Origin of the sequence: Halomonas sp. JS92-SW72 (assembly GCF_003547075.1) — a bacterium.
GTDB lineage: Bacteria > Pseudomonadota > Gammaproteobacteria > Pseudomonadales > Halomonadaceae > Halomonas > Halomonas alkalicola.
This window is the reverse complement of record NZ_CP032147.1, coordinates 3336888-3362243: the sequence shown is the minus strand read 5'-3', so window position 1 is coordinate 3362243 and position 25356 is coordinate 3336888. Positions and strand designations below refer to the sequence as shown.

Sequence of the window (25356 nt, the reverse complement as noted above, 5' to 3'; positions counted from 1 at the left end):
TCATGCGCTACATCAGCACCCGCGGGCAGGCGCCCGCGCTCTCCTTCGAGGAGGTCGTGCTCACCGGCATGGCCAGCGACGGCGGCCTCTACGTGCCGGAGACCGTGCCTCAGCTCTCCCACGACGACCTGGCCGCCATGGCGGGCCTGTCGTACGCCGAGATCGCCTTCCGGGTGATGCAGCCCTACGTCAACGGCGAGATCGATGACGAGACCTTCCGCACCATCGTCACCGAGGCCTATGCCACCTTCAGCCACGACGCCGTGGTGCCGCTGAACCAGCTCGACGCCAACCACTTCCTGCTCGAGCTCTTCCACGGTCCGACCCTGGCCTTCAAGGACGTGGCCCTGCAGCTGCTCGGCCGGCTGCTCGACCACTTCCTGAAGAAGCGCGGCGAGCGTGCGGTGATCATGGGCGCCACCTCCGGCGATACCGGCTCCGCGGCCATCGAGGGCTGTCGCCACTGCGACAACCTCGACATCTTCATCCTCCACCCCTACCAGCGGGTCTCGGAGGTGCAGCGCCGCCAGATGACCTCGGTGCTGGCCGACAATGTCTTCAACGTCGCCATCGAGGGCAACTTCGACGACGCCCAGGCCATGGTCAAGGCGAGCTTCGCCGACCAGTCCTTCCTGAACGGCACCCGGCTGGTGGCGGTGAACTCCATCAACTGGGCGCGCATCATGGCCCAGATCGTCTACTACGTGGCCTCCGCGGTGGCGCTGGGCGCGCCGCACCGCAAGGTGAGCTTCTGCGTCCCCTCGGCCAACTTCGGCAATGTCTTCGCCGGCTACATGGCCTACCGCATGGGCCTGCCGGTGGAGCGCTTCGTGATCGCCACCAACGCCAACGACATCCTGCACCGCACCCTGGCCGCCAACGACTTCTCCAAGCAGGAGCTCAAGGCGACCCTGGCGCCCTCCATGGACATCGTGGTGTCGTCCAACTTCGAGCGCCTGCTGTTCGAGGCCTACGGTCGCGACGGCGCCGCCGTGGCGGCGCTGCTGGAGCGCTTCCAGGCCGAGCCGACCGCCCTGGCGGACGCGCCCCTGGCCCGGCTGCGCGAGCTCTTCGCCAGCCACAGCGTGGATGACGCCAGCATCCTCGAGGTGATTCGCGAGGCGCACCACCGCACCCAGGAGATCCTCGACCCCCACACCGCTACCGGCTACCGCGCCGCCGAGCGCGAGCGGGGCGAGGCGAGCGTGCCGATGGTGACGCTGGCCACCGCCCACCCGGCCAAGTTCGCCGAGGCGGTGGTCAAGGCGGGCTTCCCGGGCGTGCCGCTGCCGCCGCACATGGACGACCTGCTGGAGCGCGAGGAGCGCTACACCGTGCTGCCCGCCGAGCTCTCCGCGGTTCAGCAGTTCGTGGTCGACAACCGCCGCTAGCTTTTCCTTGCGGAGTTGATCCGAGCTCGCATCACCGTCACCAGGGGTGGCCTTAGCATCAGCGAAGGGCGCCGGGGACAGGTCTGGAGGGGGTCTTTTTCCAGGGAAGGAAAAAGTAGCGTACAGGGAAGTATTCACAGCGCCCCCGAACAGGCCTGTCGCCGGATCAGCCCCGAGCGGGCTGCTGCCTCTGCGCTCTTAACTGCCAGCACTATCTGCAGGAGTCAGGCGTGAACGCCGCAAGCGATCCCATCGAACTGAGTGAGCGCCTGAGGCCGCGCATCCTGCCGCGGCCCCGGGACGCTGCCCTCTACGCCCGCGCCCAGCGCGAGGGGCTCACCGAGCTCCAGGCGCGGATCCTCGCCGGGCGCCTGGCGGGCTTCACGGGCGAGATCGGCCCCCTGGTCGCGCCCAGCCTGCGCCACCTGGCCCACCCCGACCGGCTCGCCGATGGCCGCCGTGCCGCCGAGCGCATCGCCCGCGCGGTGGTCGACGGCGAGCATATCGGCATCCTCACCGACTACGACGTGGACGGCATCACCTCCCACGTGGTGATAAGGCGCACCCTGGTGGAGCTCTTCGGCGTGCCGGAGGCGAAGCTGCACAGCCTGATCGGCCACCGCATCCATGACGGCTACGGCATCAGCCTGCCGCTGGTGGAGCGCACCCTCGCCCTCTCGCCCCGCCCCAGCCTGGTGATCACCGCCGACTGCGGAAGCTCCGATGAGCCGCGCATTGCGCGACTCGCCGCGGCGGGCATCGACGTGGTGGTCAGCGACCACCACGCCCTGCCGGTGGAGGGGCCGCCGCCCTCGGCTCACGCCGTGGTGAACCCCACCCGGGAGGACTGCGCCTACCCCGACCCCACCATCGCCGGCTGCATGGTGGCCTGGCTGGTGATGTCGCTGGCCCGCGGCGTGCTGATCGAGTGGGGCGTGCTTGCTGAAACCACGCCCAAGCTATCGCCCTGGCTCTCCTATGTGGCGCTGGGCACCGTGGCGGACTGCGTCTCCCTGGGCGGCAGCCCCGCCAATCGCGCCGTGGTGACCCACGGGCTGGCCCTGATCAACCGCATGGAGGCCGCCTGCTGGCGGGCCATGGCCGAGCGCCTGGGCGCCGACAGCGTGCCCTTCGACGCCGAGACCCTGGGCTTCCAGATGGGGCCGCGGATCAACGCCCGCTCGCGGCTCGACGACCCCTATGCGGCGCTGCACTTTATGCTCGCCGAGCAGGATCATGTCGCAAGCCGCTACCTCGACGTGCTCGACCAGGACAACCAGTCGCGCAAGGCGATCGAGGCCGACATGGCCGAGGAGGCGAGGGCGCTGGCGCTGCCGGCGCTGGCCGCCGACGAGCCCGCCGTGGTGGTCTTTCTGGAGAGCGGCCACCCCGGCGTGCAGGGCATCGTGGCGTCCCGCCTGGTGCAGGCCTACGGGCGCCCGGCGCTGGTGCTGACCCCGGCGGCGGCCCCCGGCATGCTCACCGGCTCCGGGCGCTCCATCGAGGGGCTGCACCTGCGCGATGCCCTGCAGCGCACCTACGAGCTGGCCCCGGAGGCGCTGCCCCGCTTCGGGGGCCACCGCGGCGCCGCCGGCGTCGGCGTGCCGGTGGACCGGCTCGAGGCCTTCAGGGCGGCCTTCCTGCAGGCGGTGGGCGAGCAGCTGGGCGGCGCGGCGCTCTACCCGAAGATCCTCACCGATGGCGAGCTGGCGGCGGATCAGCTGAGCCTGGCGACCCTGGACGAGCTGCAGGCGCTGGGCCCCTACGGCCGCGAGTTCGAGGCGCCGCTGTTCCAGGGCGACTTCGTGGCGGAGGCGCTGCGGCCGGTGGGGGCCGATGGCACCCACCTGATGCTGGAGCTCTCCTCCGGGCCGGTCAGCCTCAAGGCGATCTGGTTCCGGGCCCTGACCCCCGGCGAGATCCCCGCCTTCGGCGTCGGGGATCGGCTGCGCTGCGCCTACAAGCTCAACCGCAACCGCTGGCGAGGCCGCGAGAGCCTGCAGCTGATGGTGGAGCACGCCGCGCCGAGCTGATCCCGGGATCTGGATCAATCACCCCCGGTCAGCGTTTCGCTACACTGCCCCTCCGTCATCCGCCGCCAGAGAGGCGCCATGGACCCGCAAGAACAGCCCACCGACCCCCATCGCCACTACGAGGATGCCCTGGCGCTGCTGATCGGCACCCTCTTCGTGGCCCTGGGCGTCACCCTCTACAGCCAGGCGCTGCTGCTCACCGGCAGCACCGCCGGTATCGCCTTCCTGCTGCAGTACGCCAGCGGCTGGTCCTTCGGGGTCTGGTTCTTCCTGATCAACCTGCCGTTCTACTGGCTGGCCATCCGCCGCATGGGGTGGTCCTTCACCCTGCGCACCTTCGCCGCCATCGGCCTGGTGTCGCTCTTCTCCGAACTGACCGGACGCTGGATCGTGATCGAGGCGGTGGCGCCGCTCTATGCCTCGCTGATGGGGGGCTGCCTGATCGGGCTGGGCATGCTGGTGCTGTTTCGCCATCGCGCCAGCCTCGGCGGGGTCAATATCCTGGTGCTCTACCTGCAGGACCGCCATGGCTGGCGTGCCGGCTATGTGCAGCTCGCCATCGATGGCGCCATCATGCTGCTGGCCCTCGCCCTGCTGCCCCTGGAGCGGGTCGGCCTGTCGGTGCTGGGCGCCGTGGCCCTCAACCTGATCATCGCGCTCAACCACAAGCCCGGGCGCTATATGGGGGTCAGCTGAGGCTCAGCATTCTGGTCGATCATCTTCAGGGACCCTGACGCGCCCCATATTGTTGACGATGATCTTGCGGCCATCGCCGTGGCGACCGCAGACGGTGAAGGTGCCGTTGTGGCCGCGGCTCCAGCCGGTGGCCTGGTAGCGCACCGGGTAGTCGCGGTTGAAGGTGATGGTCGGCCCGCGGCTGGGCTCGAGCACCCGCAGTACCTCGACGTCGGCCAGGTTGCCAGCGGTGGCGTGGCCGTCGAGGATGGCGATGGGCAGCGTCCAGTCATGCTTCTCGCAGTGGGTGGCCTCCGGGCCGGTGACCGGGCAGAGGGCGATCACCTGGCGCCGGGTGACCGCGGTATTGCGGGCCAGCGCCAGGGCGGTCTTGATGCGCATCACCTCGGCGGCCACCTCGTTGCGGGCGGTAAACTGCTGATAGCGGGGAATCGCCGCGGTGAACAGAATGAGCAGCACGGCGATGGCCACGATCAGCTCGATCAGCGTCAGGCCGTGCTGGTGGAGAGCGGGCCAGGGCGGCGCGGAGCGCCCTGCCTGGTGGCCGCTGGCTTCGACAGGGTAGCGGACGATGTGGCGAGGCGTGATGGGGCGCATGTGGCCCTCCCGGAGTGGACTCCCTGACCCGTGGGTAGTCTCTTCACCCTAGCCAAGCGACGCGTTCTCCCTGTCAGACAAAACGGACAATGACTGTGAGCGAATTCCTGATTGTGGGGGGCGGGGTCATCGGCATGATGACCACGCTGCAGCTGGCCGATGCGGGCCACTCGGTGACCCTGGTCGAGCGCCGCCGCTGCGGCCAGGAGGCCTCCTGGGCGGGGGGCGGCATCGTCTCGCCGCTCTATCCCTGGCGCTACGGCCCGGCGGTCTCGCGGCTGTCGCGCTGGTCGGAGGGCTTCTACCCCGAGCTGGCCGAGCGCCTGCGGGAGGAGAGTGGCATCGACCCGGAGTACCGCCAGAAGGGGCTGCTCTACCTGCGGGTGGAGGATGAGGCGCGCGCCCTTGAGTGGGCCCGGGAGCAGGGCAAGCGGCTCGAGCGCGTCGATGCCGACTTCCTCTATGCCCGGGAGCCCCAGGCGGCGCCGGGCTTCCGGGAGGCGCTGTGGATGCCGACCCTGGGCAGCATCCGCAACCCGCGGCTGGTGCGCTCGCTGCGGACGCGGCTGGCGGCGATGCCCCTGGTCACCCTGCGCGAGGAGGTCGAGGTGACGGGGTTCGAGGTGGCCGGCGGCCGGGTGCTGGCGGTGAAGACGACCCGCGACGACCTGGCCGGCGGCCAGGTGGTGGTGTGCGGCGGGGCCTGGGCGGCGGGGCTGCTCGAGACGCTGGGCGTTGCCCTGCCGGTGCGTCCGGTGAAGGGGCAGATGATCCTGTTCAAGGCGCCGCCGGGGCTGGTGCAGCGGGTGGTGCTGATGGACGGCCGCTACGTGATTCCCCGCGCCGACGGTCGCGTGCTGGCCGGCTCCACCCTGGAGGAGTGCGGCTTCGACAAGACGACGGATGCCGAGGCGAGGGCATCGCTGCTGACCAGCGCCACGGCGATCATCCCGGCCCTGGCCGACTGCGAGGTGGAGCACCACTGGGCGGGACTGCGCCCCGGCTCACCGGACGGGGTGCCCTTCATCGGGGCGGTGCCGGGCATCGACAACCTGCACGTCAATGCCGGCCACTACCGCAATGGCCTGGTGCTGGCGCCGGCCTCGACGCGGCTGCTGGTGGATCGGCTGCTGGGCCGCGAACCGATCCTCGACCCGGCGCCCTATACGCTGGAAGGGCGCCTCTGGGAGACGTCTTAAGCCAGAGCCTACTCTCGGTCGTCCGGCCCCTGCTCCTTCTGCTCCTGGAGGTAGCGATCGAGGTGGGCGCTGGAGCAGAACCACTCGCCCTGCTCGCGCAGGGCGTCGCTCTCGGGGACGTGCACCTTGCACCAGCTGCAGCGCACCATCTGGCCGCCCTCCTGGTGGGCGTCGTCGTCGTGCTCCAGCAGCTCCTCACGGTCGAGCTTCCACTCCCGGTACATGCGGTAGAGCTTGAGGCCGGCGAAGAACAGCACGGCGAAGATGATCAGGCGGATGATCAAGAGGTTCATTCCGTAGGGGACTCCCAGGTGGGGGCGGGACGGCTTTGCCAGCCGGCGGCCCTTGCGGGACAATGGGTGTATTCGTCGATTCTCGAGAGATTTCCAAGCCCATGCAAGACCTGACGCTGGTGATGGCTCAGCTGGACCCCCTGGTCGGGGACATTCCCGGCAACACCGATCGCGCCATCGAGGCGGTGCGCGAGGCGCGCATCGAGCATGGTGCCGATATCGTGGTGCTCCCCGAACTCTTCCTGACCGGCTATCCGCCGGAGGACCTGCTGCTGCGCCCCTCCATGGAGGCCCGCCTGCGGGCGGCGCGCGCGCGCATGGCGCAGAAGGTGGTGCGCGACGTGCTGGTGATCGTCGGCTACCCGGGGCGCCGCGAGGGGCGCACCTGGAACCTGGCCGGCGCCCTCTACAACGGCGAGTGGCTGGGCGAGTATGCCAAGCAGGCGCTGCCCAACTACCAGGTGTTCGACGAGCAGCGCTACTTCGCCGCCGGCAGCCAGCCGCTGGTGCTCGATCACAAGGGGGCGAAGCTGGGCCTGCTGATCTGCGAGGACCTGTGGGAGGAGGCACCGGCGCGCCAGGCCCGGGAAGCCGGCGCCCAGGTGCTGGTCAGCCTCAACGCTTCCCCCTTCCACCAGGACAAGCCCGCCGAGCGGCTGCGTCTGCTCGAGGCGCGGGCCGCCGAGGTGGGGCTGCCCATCGTCTACGTCAACATGATCGGCGGCCAGGATGAGCTGGTGTTCGACGGCGGCTCCGCCTGCGTGGATGCCAAGGGGAGCCTGATGATCCAGGCGCCCCACTGGCAGGTGGGGCTGATGCCGGTGCAACTGGTCAGGGAGAAGGGCCGCTGGGTGCCGCAGCCGGGCGAGACCGAGCCCGAGGTCGAGCCCGAGGAGACCCTCTACTGCGCGCTGGTCACCGGGCTTCGCGACTACGTCAACAAGAGCGGCTTCGAGGGGGTGGTACTGGGGCTCTCCGGGGGCATCGACTCGGCACTCTCGCTGGCCATCGCGGTGGATGCGCTGGGCCCCCAGCGGGTGCAGGCGGTGATGATGCCCTACCACTACACCGCGGACATCTCGAAGGAGGACGCCGCCAGGCAGGCCGAGCTGCTCGGGGTGCACTATGAGGTGCTGCCCATCGAGCCCATGGTGGAGGCCTTCATGACGACCCTGGCCGGGGTCTTCGAGGGCAGCGAGCGCGACACCACCGAGGAGAACCTGCAGTCGCGCTGCCGCGGCGTGCTGCTGATGGCGATCTCCAACAAGAAGGGCCTGATGGTGCTCACCACCGGCAACAAGAGCGAGATGGCGGTGGGCTATGCGACCCTCTATGGCGACATGGCGGGGGGCTACAACGCCATCAAGGACGTCTACAAGACCTGGGTCTACCGCCTGGCCCGCTGGCGCAATACCCAGTCGCCGGCGATCCCCGAGCGGGTCATCGAGCGGCCGCCCTCCGCGGAGCTCGCCCCGGCCAGCAGGACAGCGACTCGCTGCCGGACTACGACACCCTGGATGCCATCCTGGTGCGCTATATCGAGGGTGACATGAGCGCCGAGGCGATCATCGAGGCGGGCTTCGACCGCGACGCCGTCTACCAGGTGGTGCGGCTGGTGGACCGCTGCGAGTACAAGCGCCGCCAGGCCGCGGTGGGGGTGCGGGTCACCCGGCGCGGCTTCGGTCGCGATCGCCGCTATCCCATCGTCAACGGCTGGCAGCCCGGCGACTAGCCCCGCGCCTGCCGCGCATGACACCGGAACGCCACCTCCCTGCGGGAGGTGGCGTTGCCTTATCTGGGCGGATCGGGGGCGGCTCAGGAGGAAGCGCCGGTGCGCAGCACCTCGTCCAGGGTGCGATCGTGCAGGCGCCAGGTATTGCGCCCGGCGTCCTTGGCCCGGTACATGGCCACGTCGGCGGCCTTGAGCAGCGCCTCGCCGTCGGCGCCGTCCCCGGGGTAGAGGGCCACCCCCACCGAGACCCCGATCGCCACCCGCTCACCTGCCACCGTGAAGGGCTCGAGCAGCGCCTCGACGAGGCTCTCGGCCACCCGGGCGGCGGGTGCCGGCCGGCTCAGCCCCTCCAGCACCACCACGAACTCGTCGCCGCCCAGCCGCGCCAGGGTGTCCCGCTCACGCAGCCGCCCGCCGAGCCGCCTGGCGACCTGCTTGAGCAGGTCGTCCCCGGCCTGGTGGCCCAGCGTGTCGTTGACCGGCTTGAAGTGGTCCAGGTCCAGGAACAGCACCGCCAGGCGGTGCCCTCCCTGCCCGGCGCGGTGAATGGCGCGCTCCAGGCGGGCCAGCAGCAGGCTGCGGTTGGGCAGGCCGGTCAGCTCGTCGTGGAAGGCCTGATGGCGGATCTCCTCCTCGGCGGCCTTCTGCTCGGAGATGTCGTTGAAGATATGGATATGGCGCAGCAGGGTGCCGTCCGCGTCGCGCACGGCGCTGATCGTCTGCAGGGCCACCAGCGTCTCGCCGCTGGCGCAGCGGTAGCGTATCTCCCCCTGCCAGACATCCTCGCGGTCGAGGGTCTCCAGCACCTGCCGGGTCGCCATCGCGAGGTCCTCCCGGGGAGCCAGCAGCTCGGTCAGGGGGCGACCGATCAGCGGCCGGCAGGGGTGGCCGGTCAGTTGGGTGAAGGCCGGGTTGACCTCCACGATGGCGTGGTGCCGGTCGGTGATCAGGATCGCCTCGCGGGCGTGGCGGAAGACGCTGGCGGCCAGCCGCAGCTCCTGCTCCGAGTGCTCGAGCCTCTGGGCCTGGCGGGCCACGCGGGCCAGCACGGGGTGCAGGGCGCGGCTGACCAGCAGGGCGCCGCCGAGGGTCAGCAGCAGCACACCTAGCGCCGGCCACAGCAGCACGCTCAGGGCCTCGTCACGGAAGCGCTGGGCGGGGACGGAGACCAGCAGCCGCCAGTTCTGATCGCCCAGCGGCGCCTCGAAGGTCACCTGGGTCGCGGCGTCGCTCCCCGCGGCGGGATCGACGGCGATCAGGACGGGGCCAGACTCGTCGAGCGTCAGCTCGAGGTGGCCATTGGCCTCGCGCAGGTGCAGGCTGGCGTCCCTCCCCAGCCGCTCGCTGTTGGCCAGCAGGGAGAGCAGGTGCTCGGCGTGGAAGAACACCAGGTCGTAGCCGATCCGCTCGCCCTCTTCATCGAGGATGGGTGCGCAGGCCTGTACCAGCAGCTCGTTGTCGGCCGTGACCCGCAGGCGGCAGGGATAGCCGCTGCCGGTGCCCCCGTTGGGCGCCAGGGGCGTCTCCTCGGGCACCTGGCCGAGAATCGCCACCACTTCGCCGTCGGGGCCGAAGCGGATCAGCCCGGCCACCTCCGCCGCCTGGCCCATGGCGTCGGCGAGGCGCGGGGTGCTGAAGTCCGAGAGGGCCGCAAGCGACAGCTCTCCTCGGGCATAGGCTGCCAGGCGCTGGCGAATCTCGGTGCGGCTGGTGAACTGGTTCGCCACGTCCTGGTAGCGCCTCAGCTGGTGGTGCAGGGCCTCTGCCTGCGCCTCGGCGTTCAGTCGGGTCATCGACTCCAGGCTGTCCCGGGAGCTGAGATAGAAGGGCAGCGCGGTGGCGAGACCGGCCAGCAGCGCCGTGGCCAGGATGCCGAGGGCCGCCAGCACCCTGACCCGGCGGTGCAGGCGCTGGATGCGGTGAGAGGCAGAGGAGGAGGAGCGGATGGGCATCGGGTGGCCTCTGGTCGCCGCGCGGGTTCCCTCAGAATACCTAGATGGCGGGCTCGAGGCATCGTCCATAGGATCAAGAAGCCCCGTCAGCGGTGGCTGACGGGGCTTCCTGGTGGTGCCGGCGGTTCGCGATCAGGTGGAGAGCGACTGGGCCTGCACGTGCCGGGGCTGGAAGGTGCGGCCGCGCAGCTGGTCGTGGCGTGGGTCGTTGTCGATCAGCACCTCGAGCACCTCGCGGGCGCGGTCGCGCATCTCCAGGCCCAGATAGCCTTCGACCATCACCGCCAGGGCGTCGCGGGTCGCCTCGCTCTCCGGGTAGTTCTCGATCACCCAGCGGCCGCGTTCCACGGCGGCCAGGTAGGCGCCCCGGCGCAGGTAGTAGTCGGCCACATGCAGCTCGTGGCGGGACATCAGGTTGCGCAGGTAGACGATGCGCTGCTGGGCGTCCGGGGCGTACTGGCTGTTGGGGTAGAGCCTAACCAGTTCGCTGAAGTCGGTGTAGGCGTCGCGGGAGGCGCCCAGGTCACGCCGGGAGATATCGATCAGCTTCAGGCGCTCGAGGCTGAAGCGGCCGGCCTGCCAGGCGGCGAGCGCGCGCATGTAGAGCGCATAGTCGGCCTGAGGGTGGCTCGGGTGCAGGCGGATGAAGCGGCTGGCCGCGGCCCGGGTGGCCTCCCAGTCGCTGCTCTCGTAGTAGGCGTAGATCAGCTCCAGCTGCGCCTGTTCGGCGTGGCTGCCGAAGGGGAAGCGGGTGTCCAGGGCCTCGAGCCGGGTGATGGCCGCGGTGAAGTTGCGCCGCTCCAGGGAGCTGCGCGCCTCTTCGTAGAGCTCGCGTTCGGCGATCCCGGCGAACTCATCCTCTTCTTCATCGGTGGAGCCGCTGCTGGCGCAGCCCACCAGCAGGCTGGAGGCCAGCAGCAGGGCCGCAAGACGGGCGGTAGGGCGAAAAACGCGCATCGTGATCCTCGTGGCAAACAACGCGAACGGGCCGTGATAGAATCGACCAAAACCCGCTCACTATAAAGCACTGTGCGTCAAAACGCAGTCACCGCGCGGTGTTCCCCTCTCACCCTGCTGACTGGCCGCCCCTCGACCATGCCCCAGACCCTGGAAGCCCAGCACCGCATTCCCGATGCCATGGCCGGCCTGCGCCTCGACCAGGCCGCCGCCGAACTCTTCGCCGACTACTCCCGCGAGCGCCTCAAGGCCTGGATCAAGGCCGGCGACCTGACCCTGGATGGTCGGCCCGCCAAGCCCAGGGAGAAGGTCTACGGGGGCGAGTGGCTGCGGCTGGCCACCGAGATCGAGGAGGAGACCCGCTTCGCGCCCGAGGAGATCCCGCTGGACGTGGTCCACGAGGACGACGAGGTGCTGGTGGTCGACAAGCCGGCCGGCCTGGTGGTGCACCCCGCGGCGGGCAACCCCGACGGCACCCTGCTCAATGCGCTGCTGCACCACTGCCCCAGGCTGGCCGGCGTGCCCCGGGCCGGCATCGTGCACCGCCTCGACAAGGACACCACCGGCCTGATGGTGGTGGCCAAGACCCTGGCCGCCCAGGCGGCCCTGGTGGCGCAGCTCCAGGCGCGCACGGTCTCCCGCGAGTACGATGCGGTGTGCGTGGGGGTGATGACCTCCGGCGGCACGGTGGATGCCCCCATCGGTCGCCACCCCAAGGATCGCAAGCGCCAGGCGGTGACGGTCTCCGGCAAGCCGGCGGTGACCCACTACCGGGTGGTGGAGCGCTTCCGCGCCCATACTCATGTTCGCTGCCGGCTGGAGACCGGACGCACCCACCAGATCCGCGTGCACCTGGCCCACCTGCGCTACCCCCTGGTGGGGGACCCCACCTACGGCGGTCGCCTCAAGCTGCCGCCCGGTGCCGCCGAGCCCCTCAAGGAGATCCTGCGCGAATTCCCGCGCCAGGCGCTCCACGCCCGCAAGCTGGCCTTCGTGCATCCCGGCAGCGGCGAGACCGTGACCTTTCGCTCGCCGCTGCCGGATGACATCCTGATGCTGCTGGACTACCTGCGCGATGACCACGAGACCATGCGCTGACCCCTCCTTGCCGAGGACCCGCCGATGAGCGATGCCCCCGACCTGCGGCCGACCCTGATCCTGCCCGACTGGCCGGCGCCCACCTCCGTGGGCGCCTTCGTCACCACCCGCGAGACCGGCCCGAGCCAGGGCGACTTTGCCTGCTTCAACCCGGCGGACCACGTCGGCGACAACCCCGACCACGTGGCCCTGTGCCGGCGCCTGCTGCAGAAGCAGGTCGACGAGGAGCGGCCGCTGCTGTGGCTCAACCAGGTCCACGGCGCCCGGGTGCAGCAGCACTTCGAGGCGACGCCGCCCGAGGCCGATGCCGCGGTGGCGGTCAATCGCGACTACGCCTGCGTGGTGCTCACCGCCGATTGCCTGCCGGTGTTCTTCAGCGACCTTCGCGGCACGCGGGTGGCGGTGGCCCACGCCGGCTGGCGCGGGCTGGCCGGCGGGGTGCTCGAGGCCACGGTGGCGGCGCTGGGCGTGCCGCCGGAGGAGCAGTTGGCCTGGCTGGGGCCGGCGATCTCCAATGCCCAGTTCGAGGTGGGGCCCGAGGTCTACCAGGCCTTCGCCGGCGTGCACCCCGAGGCGGCCGACGCCTTCGACCCGAGCCCCTATCGCCTGGGCCACTACATGGCCGACCTCTACCGCCTGGCGCGCCTGCGCCTGGAGCGGCTCGGCGTCGCCCACATCAGCGGCGGCCACTTCTGCACCGCCTGCGAACCGCGCTTCTACTCCCATCGCCGCGACGATGGCCGCACCGGGCGAATGGCCAGCGTGATCTGGCTGCGCTGACGCGGGCTTGATCCGCGTCAACTTGCCACGTGCTTCCCCTGGCGGCCGACTTGAAAGCCGGCCAGCCTGACTCCATTGAGTGTGTCAAGACGAATTGACCGGGCCGAGCGGGGCGTCCGACCGCCTCGCCACCCCGATGGAGGAAGTTCTCATGCGTTTCGACAAGTTCACCGCCAAGCTGCAGAGCGCCGTGGCGGATGCCCAGTCCCTGGCGGTTGGCCGCGGCCACAACCAGCTGGAACCCGGCCACCTGCTGCTGGCGCTGCTGGACGCCCGCGATACCGGCGTGAAGGCGCTGGTCCAGAAGGCCGGCGGCGACGCCGCCCGGCTTCGCGACGCCCTGGTGGGCCACCTCGACGACCTGCCGAAGGTCGCCCACTTCGACGGCGAGGTGCAGCCCTCCCGCGAGCTGATCAAGCTGTTCAACCTCACCGACCGCGAGGCCCAGAAGCGAGGCGACCAGTACATCGCCAGCGAACTGGTGCTGCTGGCCGCCCTCGAGATGGGGCACGCGGTCACCCGTCTGCTGACCCGGGCGGGGGTGACCCGCAAGGCCCTGGAGGCCGCCGTCGACGGCGTGCGCGGCGGCGAGCGGGTCGATGATCCCAACGCCGAGGAGTCCCGTGAGGCGCTGGAGAAGTACACCCTGGACCTCAACGAGCGCGCCGCCAGCGGCAAGCTCGACCCGGTAATCGGCCGCGACGACGAGATCCGCCGCACCATCCAGGTGTTGCAGCGGCGCACCAAGAACAACCCGGTGCTGATCGGCGAGCCCGGCGTGGGCAAGACCGCCATCGTCGAGGGGCTGGCCCAGCGCATCGTCAACGGCGAGGTGCCCGAGGGCCTCAAGAACAAGCGCGTGCTCTCGCTGGACATGGGCGCGCTGCTGGCCGGCGCCAAGTTCCGCGGCGAGTTCGAGGAGCGTCTCAAGTCGGTGCTCAAGGAGCTGGCCCAGGAGGAGGGCCGGGTGATCCTCTTCATCGACGAGCTGCACACCATGGTGGGCGCCGGCAAGGCCGAGGGCGCCATGGATGCCGGCAACATGCTCAAGCCGGCCCTGGCTCGTGGCGAGCTGCACTGCGTGGGGGCCACCACCCTGGATGAGTACCGCCAGTACATCGAGAAGGACGCCGCCCTCGAGCGCCGCTTCCAGAAGGTGCTGGTGGATGAGCCCAGCGAGGAGGACACCGTGGCGATCCTGCGCGGCCTCAAGGAGCGCTACGAGGTGCACCACGGCGTCGATATCACCGACGGCGCCATTATCGCCGCGGCCAAGCTCTCGGCACGCTACATCACCGACCGCCAGCTGCCCGACAAGGCCATCGACCTGGTCGACGAGGCCTCCTCGCGCATCCGCATGGAGCTCGACTCCAAGCCCGAGGAGATGGACCGTCTCGATCGCCGGCTGATTCAGCTCAAGATGGAGCGCGAGCACCTCCGGAAGGAGACCGACGAGGCCTCGAAGAAGCGCCTCGAGGTCCTCGAGGAGCAGATCGAGGCGCTGTCGCGGGAGTACGCCGACCTCGAGGAGATCTGGAAGGCCGAGAAGGCCAGCATCCAGGGGGCGGCCCAGTTCAAGGACGAGCTCGAGCGCGCCCGGGTCGAGCTGGAGCAGGCCCGCCGCCAGGGCGACCTGGCGCGGATGTCCGAGATCCAGTACGGGGTGATCCCGGCGCTCGAGAAGAAGATCAGCGAAGCCGGCGAGGGCGAGGCCGATACCTCTCGCCACCAGCTGTTGCGCTCCAACGTCACCGAGGAGGAGATCGCCGAGGTGGTCTCTCGCTGGACCGGCATCCCGGTGGCCAAGATGCTCGAGGGCGAGCGCGACAAGCTGCTGCGCATGGAGGAGGCGCTCCACGAGCGGGTGATCGGCCAGGAGGAGGCGGTGACCGCGGTGGCCAACGCCGTGCGGCGCTCCCGGGCCGGGCTCGCCGACCCCAACCGCCCCAATGGCTCCTTTCTGTTCCTCGGCCCCACCGGGGTGGGCAAGACCGAGCTGTGCAAGGCGCTGGCCCATTTCCTCTTCGATACCGAGGAGGCGATGGTGCGCATCGACATGTCGGAGTTCATGGAGAAGCACTCGGTGGCGCGGCTGATCGGCGCGCCTCCCGGCTACGTGGGCTACGAGGAGGGCGGCTACCTGACCGAGGCGGTGCGCCGCAAGCCCTACTCGGTGCTACTGCTCGACGAGGTGGAGAAGGCCCACCCAGACGTCTTCAATATCCTGCTGCAGGTGCTCGAGGATGGCCGGCTGACCGACGGTCAGGGCCGCACGGTGGACTTCCGCAACACCGTGATCGTCATGACCTCCAACCTGGGCTCGGAGATCATCCAGCGCCTGGGCGGGGACGACGCCGACTACGAGGAGATGAAGAGCACGGTGATGGAGGTGGTGGGCACCCACTTCCGCCCCGAGCTGATCAACCGTATCGACGAGGTCGTGGTGTTCCACGCCCTGGGCCAGGAGCAGATCCAGGCCATCGCCGCCATCCAGCTTGCGCGGCTGCGCGCGCGGCTGGCCGAGCATGACCTCGGCCTCGAGGTCAGCGATGCGGCCATGGCGCAGCTCGCTGTGGTGGGCTTCGACCCGGTCTACGGCGCCCGTCCGCTCAAGCGGGCGATCCAGGCGCGGCTCGAGAACCCGCTCGCCCAGGACCTGCTGGCCGGCAAGTTCCTGCCGGGAGATGTCATCCACGTGGAGGCCGAGGGCACCCAGCTGGTGTTCCAGAGCTGAGGCGAACAAAGCGTTACGCTGACGGCCGGGTGCGAACCCGGCGACGGTCTACACTGAGGTCAGGTTGCGTCCTGTAACCCCCTTGCCCGCCCGGTGTTCTACCCGGCGGGCTCTTTTATGCCCATGCCCTCCGCGGACTCTCACACTTTTTATGCGGTTGACACCGTTGCGTCGCTAATGGAATCTTGGCCCTTCCTGATTTGCGGGCGCGGAACTCTGCGGGCAACCCCCTCATCCCCGCGCGATGGGTAGGCCAGAGGGCCTCTACCCGCCGAAGGACTTCCGGGCACGGGCCAACCGCCCGTCCCGGCCAACGCCCCGACGCGGCGATCCGCCGCGATGAGAGTGCAGGCCCCAACAGGGTCTTTAACTGCCAGGGTTTGGCATCAGGTGCCGGCATGTCCGGCAGCGGCATACCGCCGCACTCGACCCCGCGCCCGCTTCGGGCGCGGATCGCACTCGAGACCTCCAGGGGAGAAACACAACGTGGAACTGCTTTCCGGCGCGGACATGATCGCCCGCTTCCTGCAGGATGAGGGCGTCGAATACATCTACGGCTATCCAGGCGGGGCGGCGCTGCATATCTACGACGCCCTGTTCCGTCAGGACAAGGTCAAGCACATCCTGGTGCGCCACGAGCAGGCGGCCACCCACGCCGCCGACGGCTATGCGCGCGCCTCGGGCAAGCCCGGCGTAGTGCTGGTCACCTCCGGCCCCGGCGCCACCAACGCCGTCACCGGCATCGCCACCGCCTACATGGATTCGATCCCGATGGTGGTGCTGTGCGGCCAGGTGATGAGCCACCTGATCGGCGACGACGCCTTCCAGGAAACCGACATCATCGGCGTGACTCGCCCCATCGTGAAGCACAGCTTCTCGATCAAGCATCCGACCGAGATTCCCGAAGTCCTCAAGAAGGCCTTCTACCTGGCCTCCACCGGTCGTCCCGGCCCCGTGGTGGTGGACATTCCCAAGGACATGACCGCCCCCACCGAGCGCTACGAGTACGTCTACCCGAAGAAGGTCAAGATGCGCTCGTACAACCCGGTCACCCGCGGGCACACCGGCCAGATCAAGAAGGCCGTGGAGATGATGCTCAAGGCCAAGCGCCCGGTCTTCTATACCGGCGGCGGCGTGGTCACCGGGCGGGCCAGCGAGGGGCTCACCGATCTGGTCAAGCAGCTGGGCTTCCCGATCACCACCACCCTGATGGGCATCGGCGCCTATCCGCAGGGCGACAGGCAGTGTCTGGGCTGGCTGGGCATGCACGGCTCCTATGAATCCAACATGGCCATGCACCATGCCGATCTGATCATCGCCATCGGCGCGCGCTTTGACGACCGGGTCACCAACAACACCTCCAAGTTCTGCCCCACGGCCAAGATCATCCATGTGGACGTCGACCCGAGCTCGGTCTCCAAGACGGTGCGCGCCGACGTGCCCATCGTGGGGCCGGCCGGCAGCGTGATCAGCGAGATGATCAGCCTGGTGCAGGGCAAGGAGATCGCCAACCCTGAGGCCCTGGCCGAGTGGTGGCAGAAGATCGACGGCTGGCGCGAGGAGCGTGCGGGCAAGCTCTACGAGCCCTCGAAGCCCGGCGAGAAGATCAAGCCTCAGGAGGTGGTCGAGGCGCTGTGCCGGGTGACCCGCGGCGAGGCCTATGTCACCACCGACGTGGGGCAGCACCAGATGTTTGCCGCCCAGTACTACAAGTTCGACAAGCCCAACCGCTTCATCACCTCCGGCGGCCTCGGCACCATGGGCTTCGGCTTCCCGGCGGCCATGGGCATCAAGCAGAACTTCCCGGAAGAGCAGGTGGTCTGCGTGACCGGCGAGGGCAGCTTCCAGATGATGATGCAGGAACTCTCCACCTGTAAGCAGTACGGGGTGGGCGTGAAGATCATCAACCTGAACAACGCCTCGCTCGGGATGGTGCGCCAGTGGCAGGACCTGAACTACAAGTCCCGCCATGCCCACTCCTACATGGAGTCGCTGCCCGACTTCCAGAAACTGATCGAGTCCTATGGCTTCACCGCGCTGAAGGTCGAGACCCTCGACGAGCTTGAGCCGGCCCTGGAGCGCTTCCTGGCCGACAAGCACGAGCTGGTGTTCCTCGACGTGGCGGTCGACCCGCACGAGCACGTCTATCCGATGCAGGTGCCCCTGGGCGCCATGCGTGACATGCTGCTTTCCAAGACGGAGCGGACCTGATGCGCCATATCATCTCGATTCTGATGGAAAACGAACCGGGCGCCCTGTCTCGCGTGGTGGGGCTCTTCTCTCAGCGCAACTTCAACATCGAGACGCTGAACGTGGCGCCCACCGAGGAGCCGACCCTGTCGCGCCTCACCGTCACCACCGTGGGCGATGACCGGGTGATCGAGCAGATCACCAAGCACCTCAACAAGCTGATCGACGTGGTCAAGCTGGTGGACCTCACCGAGGGCAACCACATCGAGCGCGAGCTGATGCTGGTGAAGGTCAAGGCGCTGGGCGCGGCCCGCGACGAGGTGAAGCGCACCGTGGATATCTTCCGCGCGCAGATCGTCGACGTGTCGCCGAGCCTCTACACCGTGCAGATCACCGGCGATGCCGGCAAGCTGGACGCCTTCCTGCAGGCCATGGCCCCGGTGGGCATCCTGGAGGTGGCGCGTACCGGGGTTTCCGGTATTGCCCGTGGCGACAAGGTGCTGTCGCTGTAGATCGGACGGTTGCCAGACCGCCAAGGCCGCCCCTCGGGGCGGCCTTGCTGTTTTCGGGGGAAGCGTCAGCGCTCGATCACCTCATCCCATAGCGCCTGGATCAGCGGGCTTCGCAGGCGTCGCTCCAGCACGCAGAGGCCCACGTCGTAGTGGGGCAGCTCCGGCTTCACCGGCAGCACCCGCACCCGCTCCTGGAGCGGGCTGTTGTCGAGCACGATCTTCGGCACCACGCCGATGCCGAAGCCCAGTCCCACCATGCTGACGATCGCCTCGTGGCCCGCCACCTGGGCGTAGATGCGTGGCGCCACCCCCAGTGCCTTGAACCAGGTGTCGGCAAACTCCCGGGAGAGGCCCGCCTCGGAGAGGATCATCGGCACCTCGCGCCACTGCTCGGCGCTGGGCGACTCCGGGGTAGAGGGAATCCACGGGGCGGCCTCCCGCGGCGCGATGAACACCAGCGGGGCACGGGTCAGCGACTTGAAGGCCAGCGCCTCGGGGGTGCGTCGCGGGCGGGGGGTGATCGCCATGTCCTCCTCGCCGGCCAGCACCCGCGCCATGGCCTCGGCGGGGTCGCCGGTATGCAGCTTCAGCTCGATGCCGGGGTGGTGGGTGCGAAACTCGCTGAGCAGCGCGTAGAGGAAGCTGTAGCTGGCGGTCACCGAGCAGTAGACGCTGATCTCCCCGGTGAGTCGCAGCGCCTCGCTCTGCAGCGAGAGGCGCAGCTGCTCCCACTGCTCGAGGGCCTCTCGGGCGTATGCCTGGAAGGTCTCGCCCTGGCGGGTGAGGGCCACGTGACGGTTGTCGCGCTCGAAGAGCGTGACCCCCAGGCTCTCCTCGAGCTGGCGGATCGAGCGGGAGAGGGTCGAGGGGCTGACGTGGCAGGTCTCGCTGGCGCGGCCGAAGTGCAGGCTGTCGGCCAGGGCGAGGAAGTGCTTGAGGAGGCGCATGTCCATGGGGTCAGTATTGCACGATCTGGTATGTCACGTTGCAAATATCGCGTTTTACGCAATGGTGGGGCTGGCGTATGGTGTCCCCATCGGATGCCGCGAACTCAGTCCCGCGTCAGACGGGGCGGGTGGCCATCAACGCTGACACCCACATTCATCGACGTTCCAGGAGCCTCACATGCACGTTTACTACGACAAGGATTGCGACCTCTCCCTCATCCAGAGCAAGAAGGTCACCATCGTGGGTTACGGCTCACAGGGCCACGCCCACGCCAACAACCTGAAGGAGTCCGGCGTCGACGTCACCGTCGCCCTGCGCGCCGGTTCTTCCTCCGCCGCCAAGGCCGAGGCCGCCGGCCTCAAGGTCGCCAGCGTGCCCGAGGCGTGCAAGACCGCCGACGTGGTGATGATCCTGGCCCCGGACGAGAACCAGAAGGCGATCTACGAGAACGAGGTCGAGCCGAACCTGAAGCAGGGTGCCACCCTGGCCTTCGCCCACGGCTTCAACATCCACTACAACCAGATCGAGCCGCGCAAGGATCTGGACGTGATCATGATCGCGCCCAAGGCCCCGGGCCACACCGTGCGCTCCGAGTTCGTCAAGGGTGGCGGCATCCCCGACCTGATCGCCATCCACCAGGACGCCTCCGGCACCGCCAAGGAGCTGGCGCTCTCCTACGCCGCCGGCGTCGGCGGTGGCCGCAGCGGCATCATCGAGACCACCTTCAAGGATGAGACCGAGACCGATCTGTTCGGTGAGCAGGCCGTGCTGTGCGGCGGCGCCGTCGAACTGGTCAAGGCCGGCTTCGAGACCCTGACCGAGGCGGGCTATGCCCCCGAGATGGCCTACTTCGAGTGTCTGCACGAGCTCAAGCTGATCGTCGACCTGATGTACGAGGGCGGCATCGCCAACATGAACTACTCCATCTCCAACAACGCGGAGTATGGCGAGTACGTGACCGGCACCGAGGTGATCAACGAGCAGTCCCGCGAGGCGATGCGCAACGCCCTCAAGCGCATCCAGACCGGCGAGTATGCCAAGATGTTCATCCAGGAAGGCAACAGCAACTACCCGTCGATGACGGCGCGTCGCCGCCTGAACGCCGAGCACCAGATCGAGATCGTGGGTGCCAAGCTGCGCGGCATGATGCCGTGGATCGCTGCCAACCAGCTGGTGGACAAGTCCAAGAACTGATCACGATCGGTTGTCGGACAGACGAAGAGGGCGCGGGCATCCGCGCCCTCGTTCATTGTGAGGCCGGGCCGATGCGTGGCGTTGTGGGGGCGTGCCGGGCGTGTAGAATGAGGGTGCGCCCTCGCGGCGCCTCAATTTCGGCAATGGACGAGACGCATGAGTCAGGACCCCCGTACTACCGACCACGACCCTGCCCGGCCGGATGCCGAGCCGGACGCCCAGGCGTCACCCGAGCGGGTGCCCCAGGCCGAGGAGGATCTGGCTGCGGCCTTCGTGCGCGAGACCGAGGTGATCGAGGAGGCCGTGGAGGATGGCAAGAAGGTTCGCCGCAAGGGAATCTATCTGCTGCCCAACCTCTTCACCACCTCGGCCCTGTTCGCGGGCTTCTTCGCGATCGTTGCCGGCATCAACGGCGACTTCACCGCAGCGGCGGTGGCGATCTTCATCGCCATGGTGCTCGACGGCCTGGATGGCCGTGTGGCGCGCATGACCAACACCCAGAGCGCCTTTGGTGCCGAGTACGACAGCCTCTCGGACATGCTCTCCTTCGGGGCGGCGCCGGCGCTGGTGGCCTTCACCTGGATCCTCCAGGACATCGGCAAGACCGGCTGGGTGGTGGCCTTCCTCTACGTCGCCTGTGCCGCGCTGCGCCTGGCGCGCTTCAACGTGCAGATCGGCAGCGTCGACAAGAAGTGGTTCATCGGCCTGCCCAGCCCCTCGGCGGCGGCGCTGGTGGCCGCCAGCATCTGGACCTTCCACAGCTTCGATGCCGAGGCCTTCGGCTTCAAGCTGCTGATGCTGCTGATCGTGGCCGCCGCCGGCGTGCTGATGGTCAGCAATATCCGCTATTACAGCTTCAAGGAGGTGGACCTCAAGGGGCCGGTGCCCTTCGTGGTGCTGTTGGCCATCGTGCTCGGGTTCGTGGTGATCTCGATGCAGCCCTCGGTGATGCTGCTGCTGCTGTTCGGTGCCTACGTGGCCTCTGGCCCGGTGATGGCCGTGATGCGCAAGATGAAGCACGCGCCACCGGCCGGCTGATCGCCAGCGTCTGGTAGCCACAGCGCCCGCCCCGTGCGGGCGCTGTCGTCTCGGTGCCGTGGCTTGTCCACAGCCCCTTTCGCCGCGGCGCTGTGGATGGTTTGGGTCGGCGCGCTGACTCTCCGGATTCGCCGTTATGCCATCATCCTGAAACTTTTTTACAGAGAGGGCTTGCCCCGGGCCGGGGGAAGCCGTAAAGTACGCATCCGCTGCCGGTGACCAGCAAGGTTGCAGGCGGTAACAGGTGGTAGAAGTGGTTGTTCTGCTTGGGGTTTTTGACAGTTTCGAAAATCTACTCGCTTGACACTCGCCGCGGATGCGCTAGAATGCGCACCACTTGTTCTGCAGGGCTCGCTGAGGGCTCTATTCGCAGCGCCTCGGCAAGATGAGGTGAGCAGTCAGCGAAAGTCGGACGGGGTGCCACGCGCCGCCAACCGCCGCTTGACACGCAGAAGCGAATCGGTAGAATACGCCTTCCTCGCAGGGCGCTGGCGACAGGGAGTTCACTCTCACCAGCACGCCCTCGCGGTCGCTGGCCGGGCCCAGGGTGGCAACGATCTTGGTGCGGCGGATGGGGGGCGTGGGGAGCTGGCTCGGCATTGCGACCTCCGGTCGGCTGGGTGAGAGTTAAACGTAAACTTACAACCTAAATGGTCGTTAGTGAAGATTGATGGCTAAATTTACGAACATATTCTCGGTTTTCCAAGTAGTTTTTTGCTAAAAATAACAAAAATTGCTTGAGCGGCTCTCTTCCATCGGGCATATTGAGGGGCAAGGACGAGCCCGTGGGCACAGCGAACGGCCTCTGGTCGCCATCCGCGCCGGTCGGGCTCCCTCCGTCTCATGACAACACAACACAGCGCATGGCAGCGCCATGGAGGAGAGACCCATGACCCTGAAGATCGCCATCAATGGTTTTGGACGTATTGGCCGCAACGTGCTGCGGGCCCTCTATGAGAATGGCTATCGCCATCGTGTGGAGGTGGTGGCCATCAATGATCTCGGTGCGCCGGCTCTTAACGCCCATCTGCTACGCCACGACACCGTGCACGGGCGCTTCCCCTGTAAAGTGGAGCACGATGAAGCGAGCATGAGCGTGAATGGCGACCGCATTGCCATTTTTTCCGAGCGCGATCCGGCCGCTCTGCCCTGGAAGTCGCTTGGCGTTGACCTGGTGATGGAGTGTACTGGGCTCTTCACCAGGCGGGCCGCTGCCGCTAAGCATCTTGAGGCCGGTGCCAAGCGGGTGCTGATCTCAGCACCGAGCCCCGACGCCGACGCTACCGTGGTCTATGGGGTCAACGAGACTGTGCTCACCGCCGAGCACAAGGTGGTTTCCAATGCCTCCTGCACCACCAACTGCCTGGCGCCGGTCGCCCAGGCGCTCCACGCGGCGGTGGGCATCGCGAACGGCCTGATGACCACGGTGCACGCCTACACCAACGACCAGAACCTCTCAGATGTCTACCACAGCGACCCCTACCGGGCGCGCAGTGCCACCCATTCGATGATTCCCACCAAGACCGGGGCTGCCGCTGCTGTCGGGCTGGTGTTGCCGGAGCTTGACGGCCGCCTAGACGGCCTGGCGGTGAGGGTGCCGGTGATCAACGTCTCGCTGGTGGACCTGGTGTTCACCGCGGGCCGCGACACCACCCGGGAGGAGATCAACGCCATCGTCGCCAAGGCCGCCGAGGCCTCTCCTGTGCTCGCGGTCAACGCCCAGCCGCTGGTGTCAATCGACTTCAACCACGACGCCCACTCTTCCACCTTTGACGCCAACCACACCCGGGTGAACGGCCGGTTGGTCAAGGTGATGGCCTGGTACGACAACGAGTGGGGTTTTTCCAACCGGATGCTGGATACTGCGCTGGCCATGCAGGCAGCATGCGAGGCTGGACACGAAGCAGCCTGACTGACCGGATTTGGCAAGTTCAGCTCCCGGCCTCCGTCTCAATGCTGGCGGGTGCCGATGGAGCGGACCAGGAGTGGCGCTGAAGGCTTGCAAAAACCTGTCGGATAGGTAATATATGCATCCGTTGCCGAGGCGAGCACACCTCGGCAATCTGCTGCTGAAACAGGACCATAGCTCAGTTGGTTAGAGCGCTACCTTGACATGGTAGAGGTCGGCGGTTCGAATCCGCCTGGTCCTACCAGTACGCAGAAGGCATCACCAGAGGACCATAGCTCAGTTGGTTAGAGCGCTACCTTGACATGGTAGAGGTCGGCGGTTCGAATCCGCCTGGTCCTACCAGATTCCGGAACGCCCCCGCAGCCCTGCTGCGGGGGCGTTCTGCTTATGGTTTCCCGCTGTGTCGTCATCCCCTTTTCGGGTGCTTCCCTTCTCGGCTGCCGCCTCATCCTCTCCTCTCGGCTACCGCCTCATCCGGCGCCGTCGGCATGGCCTTGCCGCTACGCCGACGCCGTCAGGTCGGTGCGCTCGATGAAGATCGCCACCAGGCCCTCGATGCCGGCCTGGTCGTCGGCGCTGAAACGCCCGCGCCTCGGGCTGTCCAGGTCCAGCACGCCCCACAGCCGGTCGCCTGCCACGATGGGTACCACCAGCTCGGCCCTGGAGGCGGCGTCGCAGGTGATATGGTCGGCCACGGCGTGGACATCCTCGATGCGCTGGGTGCTGCGGGTGCGCGCCGCGGCGCCGCACACCCCCCTGCTGAAGGGAATGGGGTGGCAGGCGGGTTTGCCCTGGAAGGGTCCGAGGCAGAGCGTCTCGGGCGCGCGCTGCAGATAGAAGCCCACCCAGTTGAGCTCGGGGATTTCCTGCATCAGGAAGGCGGCGGTCTGGGCGCTGTTGGTCAGCCAGTCGCGGGTATCGAGCAGTGCGGCGAGCTGGCGGGCCAGCAGGGGATAGTCAACGGTCATCACGGCTCCTGAAATGGCAGAGGCCGGCTAAGGCCGGCCTCCAATGCTCTATGGGTCATCATGAAAATTCGGAGATGCGTTACGCACTAGCATCTCCGTTTTTCTTATTCCCAGCCGGGCACTGCCGCCGGTCCAAACAGCTCGGCCGCCTTGGCCTTCACTTCCTCGGTCTGGTAGCTGCGCACCAGCTGCTGGATCGCCTCACGCTCCTCGTCGCCGCCGCGCACCACGATCAGGTTGACGTAGGGGGACTCCGGGCCCTCCTTGATCAGGGCGTCGTCCAGGCTCAGGCCGGCGGGCTGGGCGAAGGTGTTGTTGATGAAGGCCATGTCCACGTCGGGCAGCACGCGGGGCAGCTGGGCCGCCTCGATCTCGCGGAAGCGGAAGTTGCGCGGGTTCTCCACCACGTTCAGGGGGGTGGCCTCGAGGTTTTCCGGGTCGTCGAGCTGGATCAGCCCCTCGTTGTGCATCAGGATCAGCGAGCGGCCCTCGTTGGAGGGGTCGTTGGGCAGGGCGATCTGGGCGCGCTCAGGCAGCTCGTCGATGCTCGCGTACTTCTCGGAGTAGGCGCCGATGGGATAGACGAAGGTGCGTCCGGCGATGGCGAAGTCGTAGCCGCGGTCGTTGACCATGGCCAGCATGTAGGGCTCGTGCTGGTAGGCGTTGGCATCCAGGCTACCGTCGGCCAGGGCCGCGTTGGGCGTCACGTAGTCGGTGAACTCGATGATCTCCACGGTGAGGCCGTACTCGCGCAGGGCGATCTCGGCGGCCACCTGCATCACGTCGGTCTCGGGGCCGGCCACGGTGCCGATCTTGATGCGGTGCTCGTCGGCCAGGGCGCTGCCGGCGCCGAGGGCCAGGCTGGAGGCGAGCAGGGTGCTGAGTAGTGTCTTGCGCATGGCGGGTCTCCTGTGATGATGGTGCGATACTAATGGAATAAAAAAAATATTTTAAATATAAAATAGCTATTAACGGTGGCGGAAAAGCTACCGATTTACGTTGCGAGCGAAGTCAGGCCGGCTGCCGCCGCAGCGCAGCTTCCGGAATGTAGCCTGCTACATGAGGACAGCGACCGGGCCGGCGCACCGGCAGCGCCGGCGGCCGGGATGTCGAGCGCAGCAGGAAATCGGTGTCT

19 protein-coding genes, 2 tRNA genes and 1 pseudogene are annotated in these 25356 nt (G+C 68.0%); 15 read left to right on the top strand and 7 right to left on the bottom strand.

The genetic code is table 11. The annotated features are described in order from the left end of the window. Positions 1–2: 2 nt before the first annotated feature. The 3 genes from thrC (at position 3) to D1793_RS15775 (ending at position 4120) form a co-directional block, all read left to right on the top strand. On the top strand, positions 3–1391 hold the full coding sequence (thrC, locus tag D1793_RS15785; RefSeq protein WP_119022994.1) for a threonine synthase: 1389 nt from the start codon (positions 3–5) through the stop codon (positions 1389–1391). Positions 1392–1621: 230 nt separating this feature from the next. Continuing rightward, entirely contained in the window at positions 1622–3424 is a 1803-nt protein-coding gene (locus D1793_RS15780; RefSeq protein WP_119022993.1) for a DHH family phosphoesterase, read from the top strand. A 78-nt stretch (positions 3425–3502) separates the two neighbouring features. Next, positions 3503–4120: a YitT family protein gene (locus tag D1793_RS15775; RefSeq protein WP_119022992.1), complete on the top strand. Its 618-nt coding sequence runs from the start codon at positions 3503–3505 to the stop codon at positions 4118–4120. Between the two features lie 3 nt (positions 4121–4123). Here D1793_RS15775 and D1793_RS15770 read toward each other — a convergent pair whose 3' ends face one another. Continuing rightward, positions 4124–4717: a GspH/FimT family pseudopilin gene (locus D1793_RS15770; protein WP_119022991.1), complete on the bottom strand. Its 594-nt coding sequence runs from the start codon at positions 4715–4717 to the stop codon at positions 4124–4126. 95 nt (positions 4718–4812) lie between these two features. On the opposite strand from D1793_RS15770, the gene thiO reads away from it, so the two are divergent. Next, the gene (gene thiO / locus D1793_RS15765) at positions 4813–5916 is read left to right on the top strand and encodes a glycine oxidase ThiO (protein ID WP_119022990.1); all 1104 of its coding nucleotides are present in this window, start codon (positions 4813–4815) and stop codon (positions 5914–5916) included. An 8-nt stretch (positions 5917–5924) separates the two neighbouring features. On the opposite strand, the gene D1793_RS15760 is transcribed toward thiO, so the two are convergent. Continuing rightward, complete coding sequence (locus tag D1793_RS15760) at positions 5925–6209, bottom strand: PP0621 family protein (RefSeq protein ID WP_119022989.1); 285 nt, start codon at positions 6207–6209, stop codon at positions 5925–5927. 101 nt (positions 6210–6310) lie between these two features. Between D1793_RS15760 and D1793_RS15755 the strand changes: the two are divergent. Further along, positions 6311–7941 (top strand): annotated as a pseudogene (locus D1793_RS15755) (NAD+ synthase). An 83-nt stretch (positions 7942–8024) separates the two neighbouring features. Here D1793_RS15755 and D1793_RS15750 read toward each other — a convergent pair. Both D1793_RS15750 and D1793_RS15745 read right to left on the bottom strand, forming a co-directional pair. Beyond that, the gene (locus D1793_RS15750) at positions 8025–9893 is read right to left on the bottom strand and encodes a sensor domain-containing diguanylate cyclase (protein WP_162899988.1); all 1869 of its coding nucleotides are present in this window, start codon (positions 9891–9893) and stop codon (positions 8025–8027) included. A 132-nt stretch (positions 9894–10025) separates the two neighbouring features. Continuing rightward, a complete protein-coding gene (locus D1793_RS15745; RefSeq protein ID WP_119022987.1) occupies positions 10026–10850 on the bottom strand; it encodes an outer membrane protein assembly factor BamD in 825 nt (274 codons plus the stop codon). A 138-nt stretch (positions 10851–10988) separates the two neighbouring features. Between D1793_RS15745 and rluD the strand changes: the two genes are divergently transcribed. From rluD to ilvN, 5 genes are all read left to right on the top strand, one after another. Continuing rightward, entirely contained in the window at positions 10989–11948 is a 960-nt protein-coding gene (gene rluD / locus D1793_RS15740) for a 23S rRNA pseudouridine(1911/1915/1917) synthase RluD (RefSeq protein WP_119022986.1), read from the top strand. A 24-nt stretch (positions 11949–11972) separates the two neighbouring features. Next, positions 11973–12728, top strand: a complete 756-nt coding sequence (gene pgeF, locus D1793_RS15735) for a peptidoglycan editing factor PgeF (RefSeq protein ID WP_110069996.1) — start codon at positions 11973–11975, stop codon at positions 12726–12728. Positions 12729–12879: 151 nt separating this feature from the next. Next, positions 12880–15462 (top strand): ATP-dependent chaperone ClpB, encoded by a 2583-nt coding sequence (clpB, locus tag D1793_RS15730; RefSeq protein WP_119022985.1) that lies wholly within the window; start codon positions 12880–12882, stop codon positions 15460–15462. Positions 15463–15948: 486 nt separating this feature from the next. Then, the gene (locus tag D1793_RS15725) at positions 15949–17673 is read left to right on the top strand and encodes an acetolactate synthase 3 large subunit (RefSeq protein ID WP_119022984.1); all 1725 of its coding nucleotides are present in this window, start codon (positions 15949–15951) and stop codon (positions 17671–17673) included. Beyond that, entirely contained in the window at positions 17673–18164 is a 492-nt protein-coding gene (gene ilvN, locus D1793_RS15720; RefSeq protein WP_110070877.1) for an acetolactate synthase small subunit, read from the top strand. Before D1793_RS15725 ends, ilvN begins: the two co-directional genes overlap by 1 nt. A 65-nt stretch (positions 18165–18229) precedes the next feature. Here the strand turns inward: ilvN and ilvY are convergent, their stop codons facing one another. After that, positions 18230–19117, bottom strand: a complete 888-nt coding sequence (ilvY, locus tag D1793_RS15715; RefSeq protein WP_119022983.1) for an HTH-type transcriptional activator IlvY — start codon at positions 19115–19117, stop codon at positions 18230–18232. A 172-nt stretch (positions 19118–19289) separates the two neighbouring features. On the opposite strand from ilvY, the gene ilvC reads away from it, so the two are divergent. The 5 genes from ilvC to D1793_RS15685 all read left to right on the top strand — a co-directional run bounded on the left by ilvC (position 19290) and on the right by D1793_RS15685 (position 23595). Next, positions 19290–20306, top strand: coding sequence for a ketol-acid reductoisomerase (gene ilvC / locus D1793_RS15710; RefSeq protein WP_119022982.1), 1017 nt, complete (start codon positions 19290–19292; stop codon positions 20304–20306). Between the two features lie 156 nt (positions 20307–20462). Beyond that, positions 20463–21344, top strand: coding sequence for a CDP-diacylglycerol--serine O-phosphatidyltransferase (pssA, locus tag D1793_RS15705; RefSeq protein WP_119022981.1), 882 nt, complete (start codon positions 20463–20465; stop codon positions 21342–21344). A gap of 889 nt (positions 21345–22233) precedes the next feature. Then, positions 22234–23256 carry a type I glyceraldehyde-3-phosphate dehydrogenase gene (gene gap, locus D1793_RS15695; protein WP_119022979.1) on the top strand — a complete coding sequence of 341 codons (1023 nt, stop codon included), beginning with the start codon at positions 22234–22236 and terminating at the stop codon, positions 23254–23256. Positions 23257–23420: 164 nt separating this feature from the next. Continuing rightward, positions 23421–23497, top strand: a tRNA-Val gene (locus D1793_RS15690). A gap of 21 nt (positions 23498–23518) precedes the next feature. After that, positions 23519–23595 (top strand) — tRNA-Val (locus D1793_RS15685). Between the two features lie 158 nt (positions 23596–23753). Here D1793_RS15685 and D1793_RS15680 read toward each other — a convergent pair. Both D1793_RS15680 and D1793_RS15675 read right to left on the bottom strand, forming a co-directional pair. After that, on the bottom strand, positions 23754–24221 hold the full coding sequence (locus D1793_RS15680) for a GAF domain-containing protein (protein ID WP_119022978.1): 468 nt from the start codon (positions 24219–24221) through the stop codon (positions 23754–23756). A gap of 104 nt (positions 24222–24325) precedes the next feature. Next, positions 24326–25120, bottom strand: a complete 795-nt coding sequence (locus tag D1793_RS15675) for a MetQ/NlpA family ABC transporter substrate-binding protein (protein ID WP_119022977.1) — start codon at positions 25118–25120, stop codon at positions 24326–24328. Positions 25121–25356: the final 236 nt, after the last annotated feature.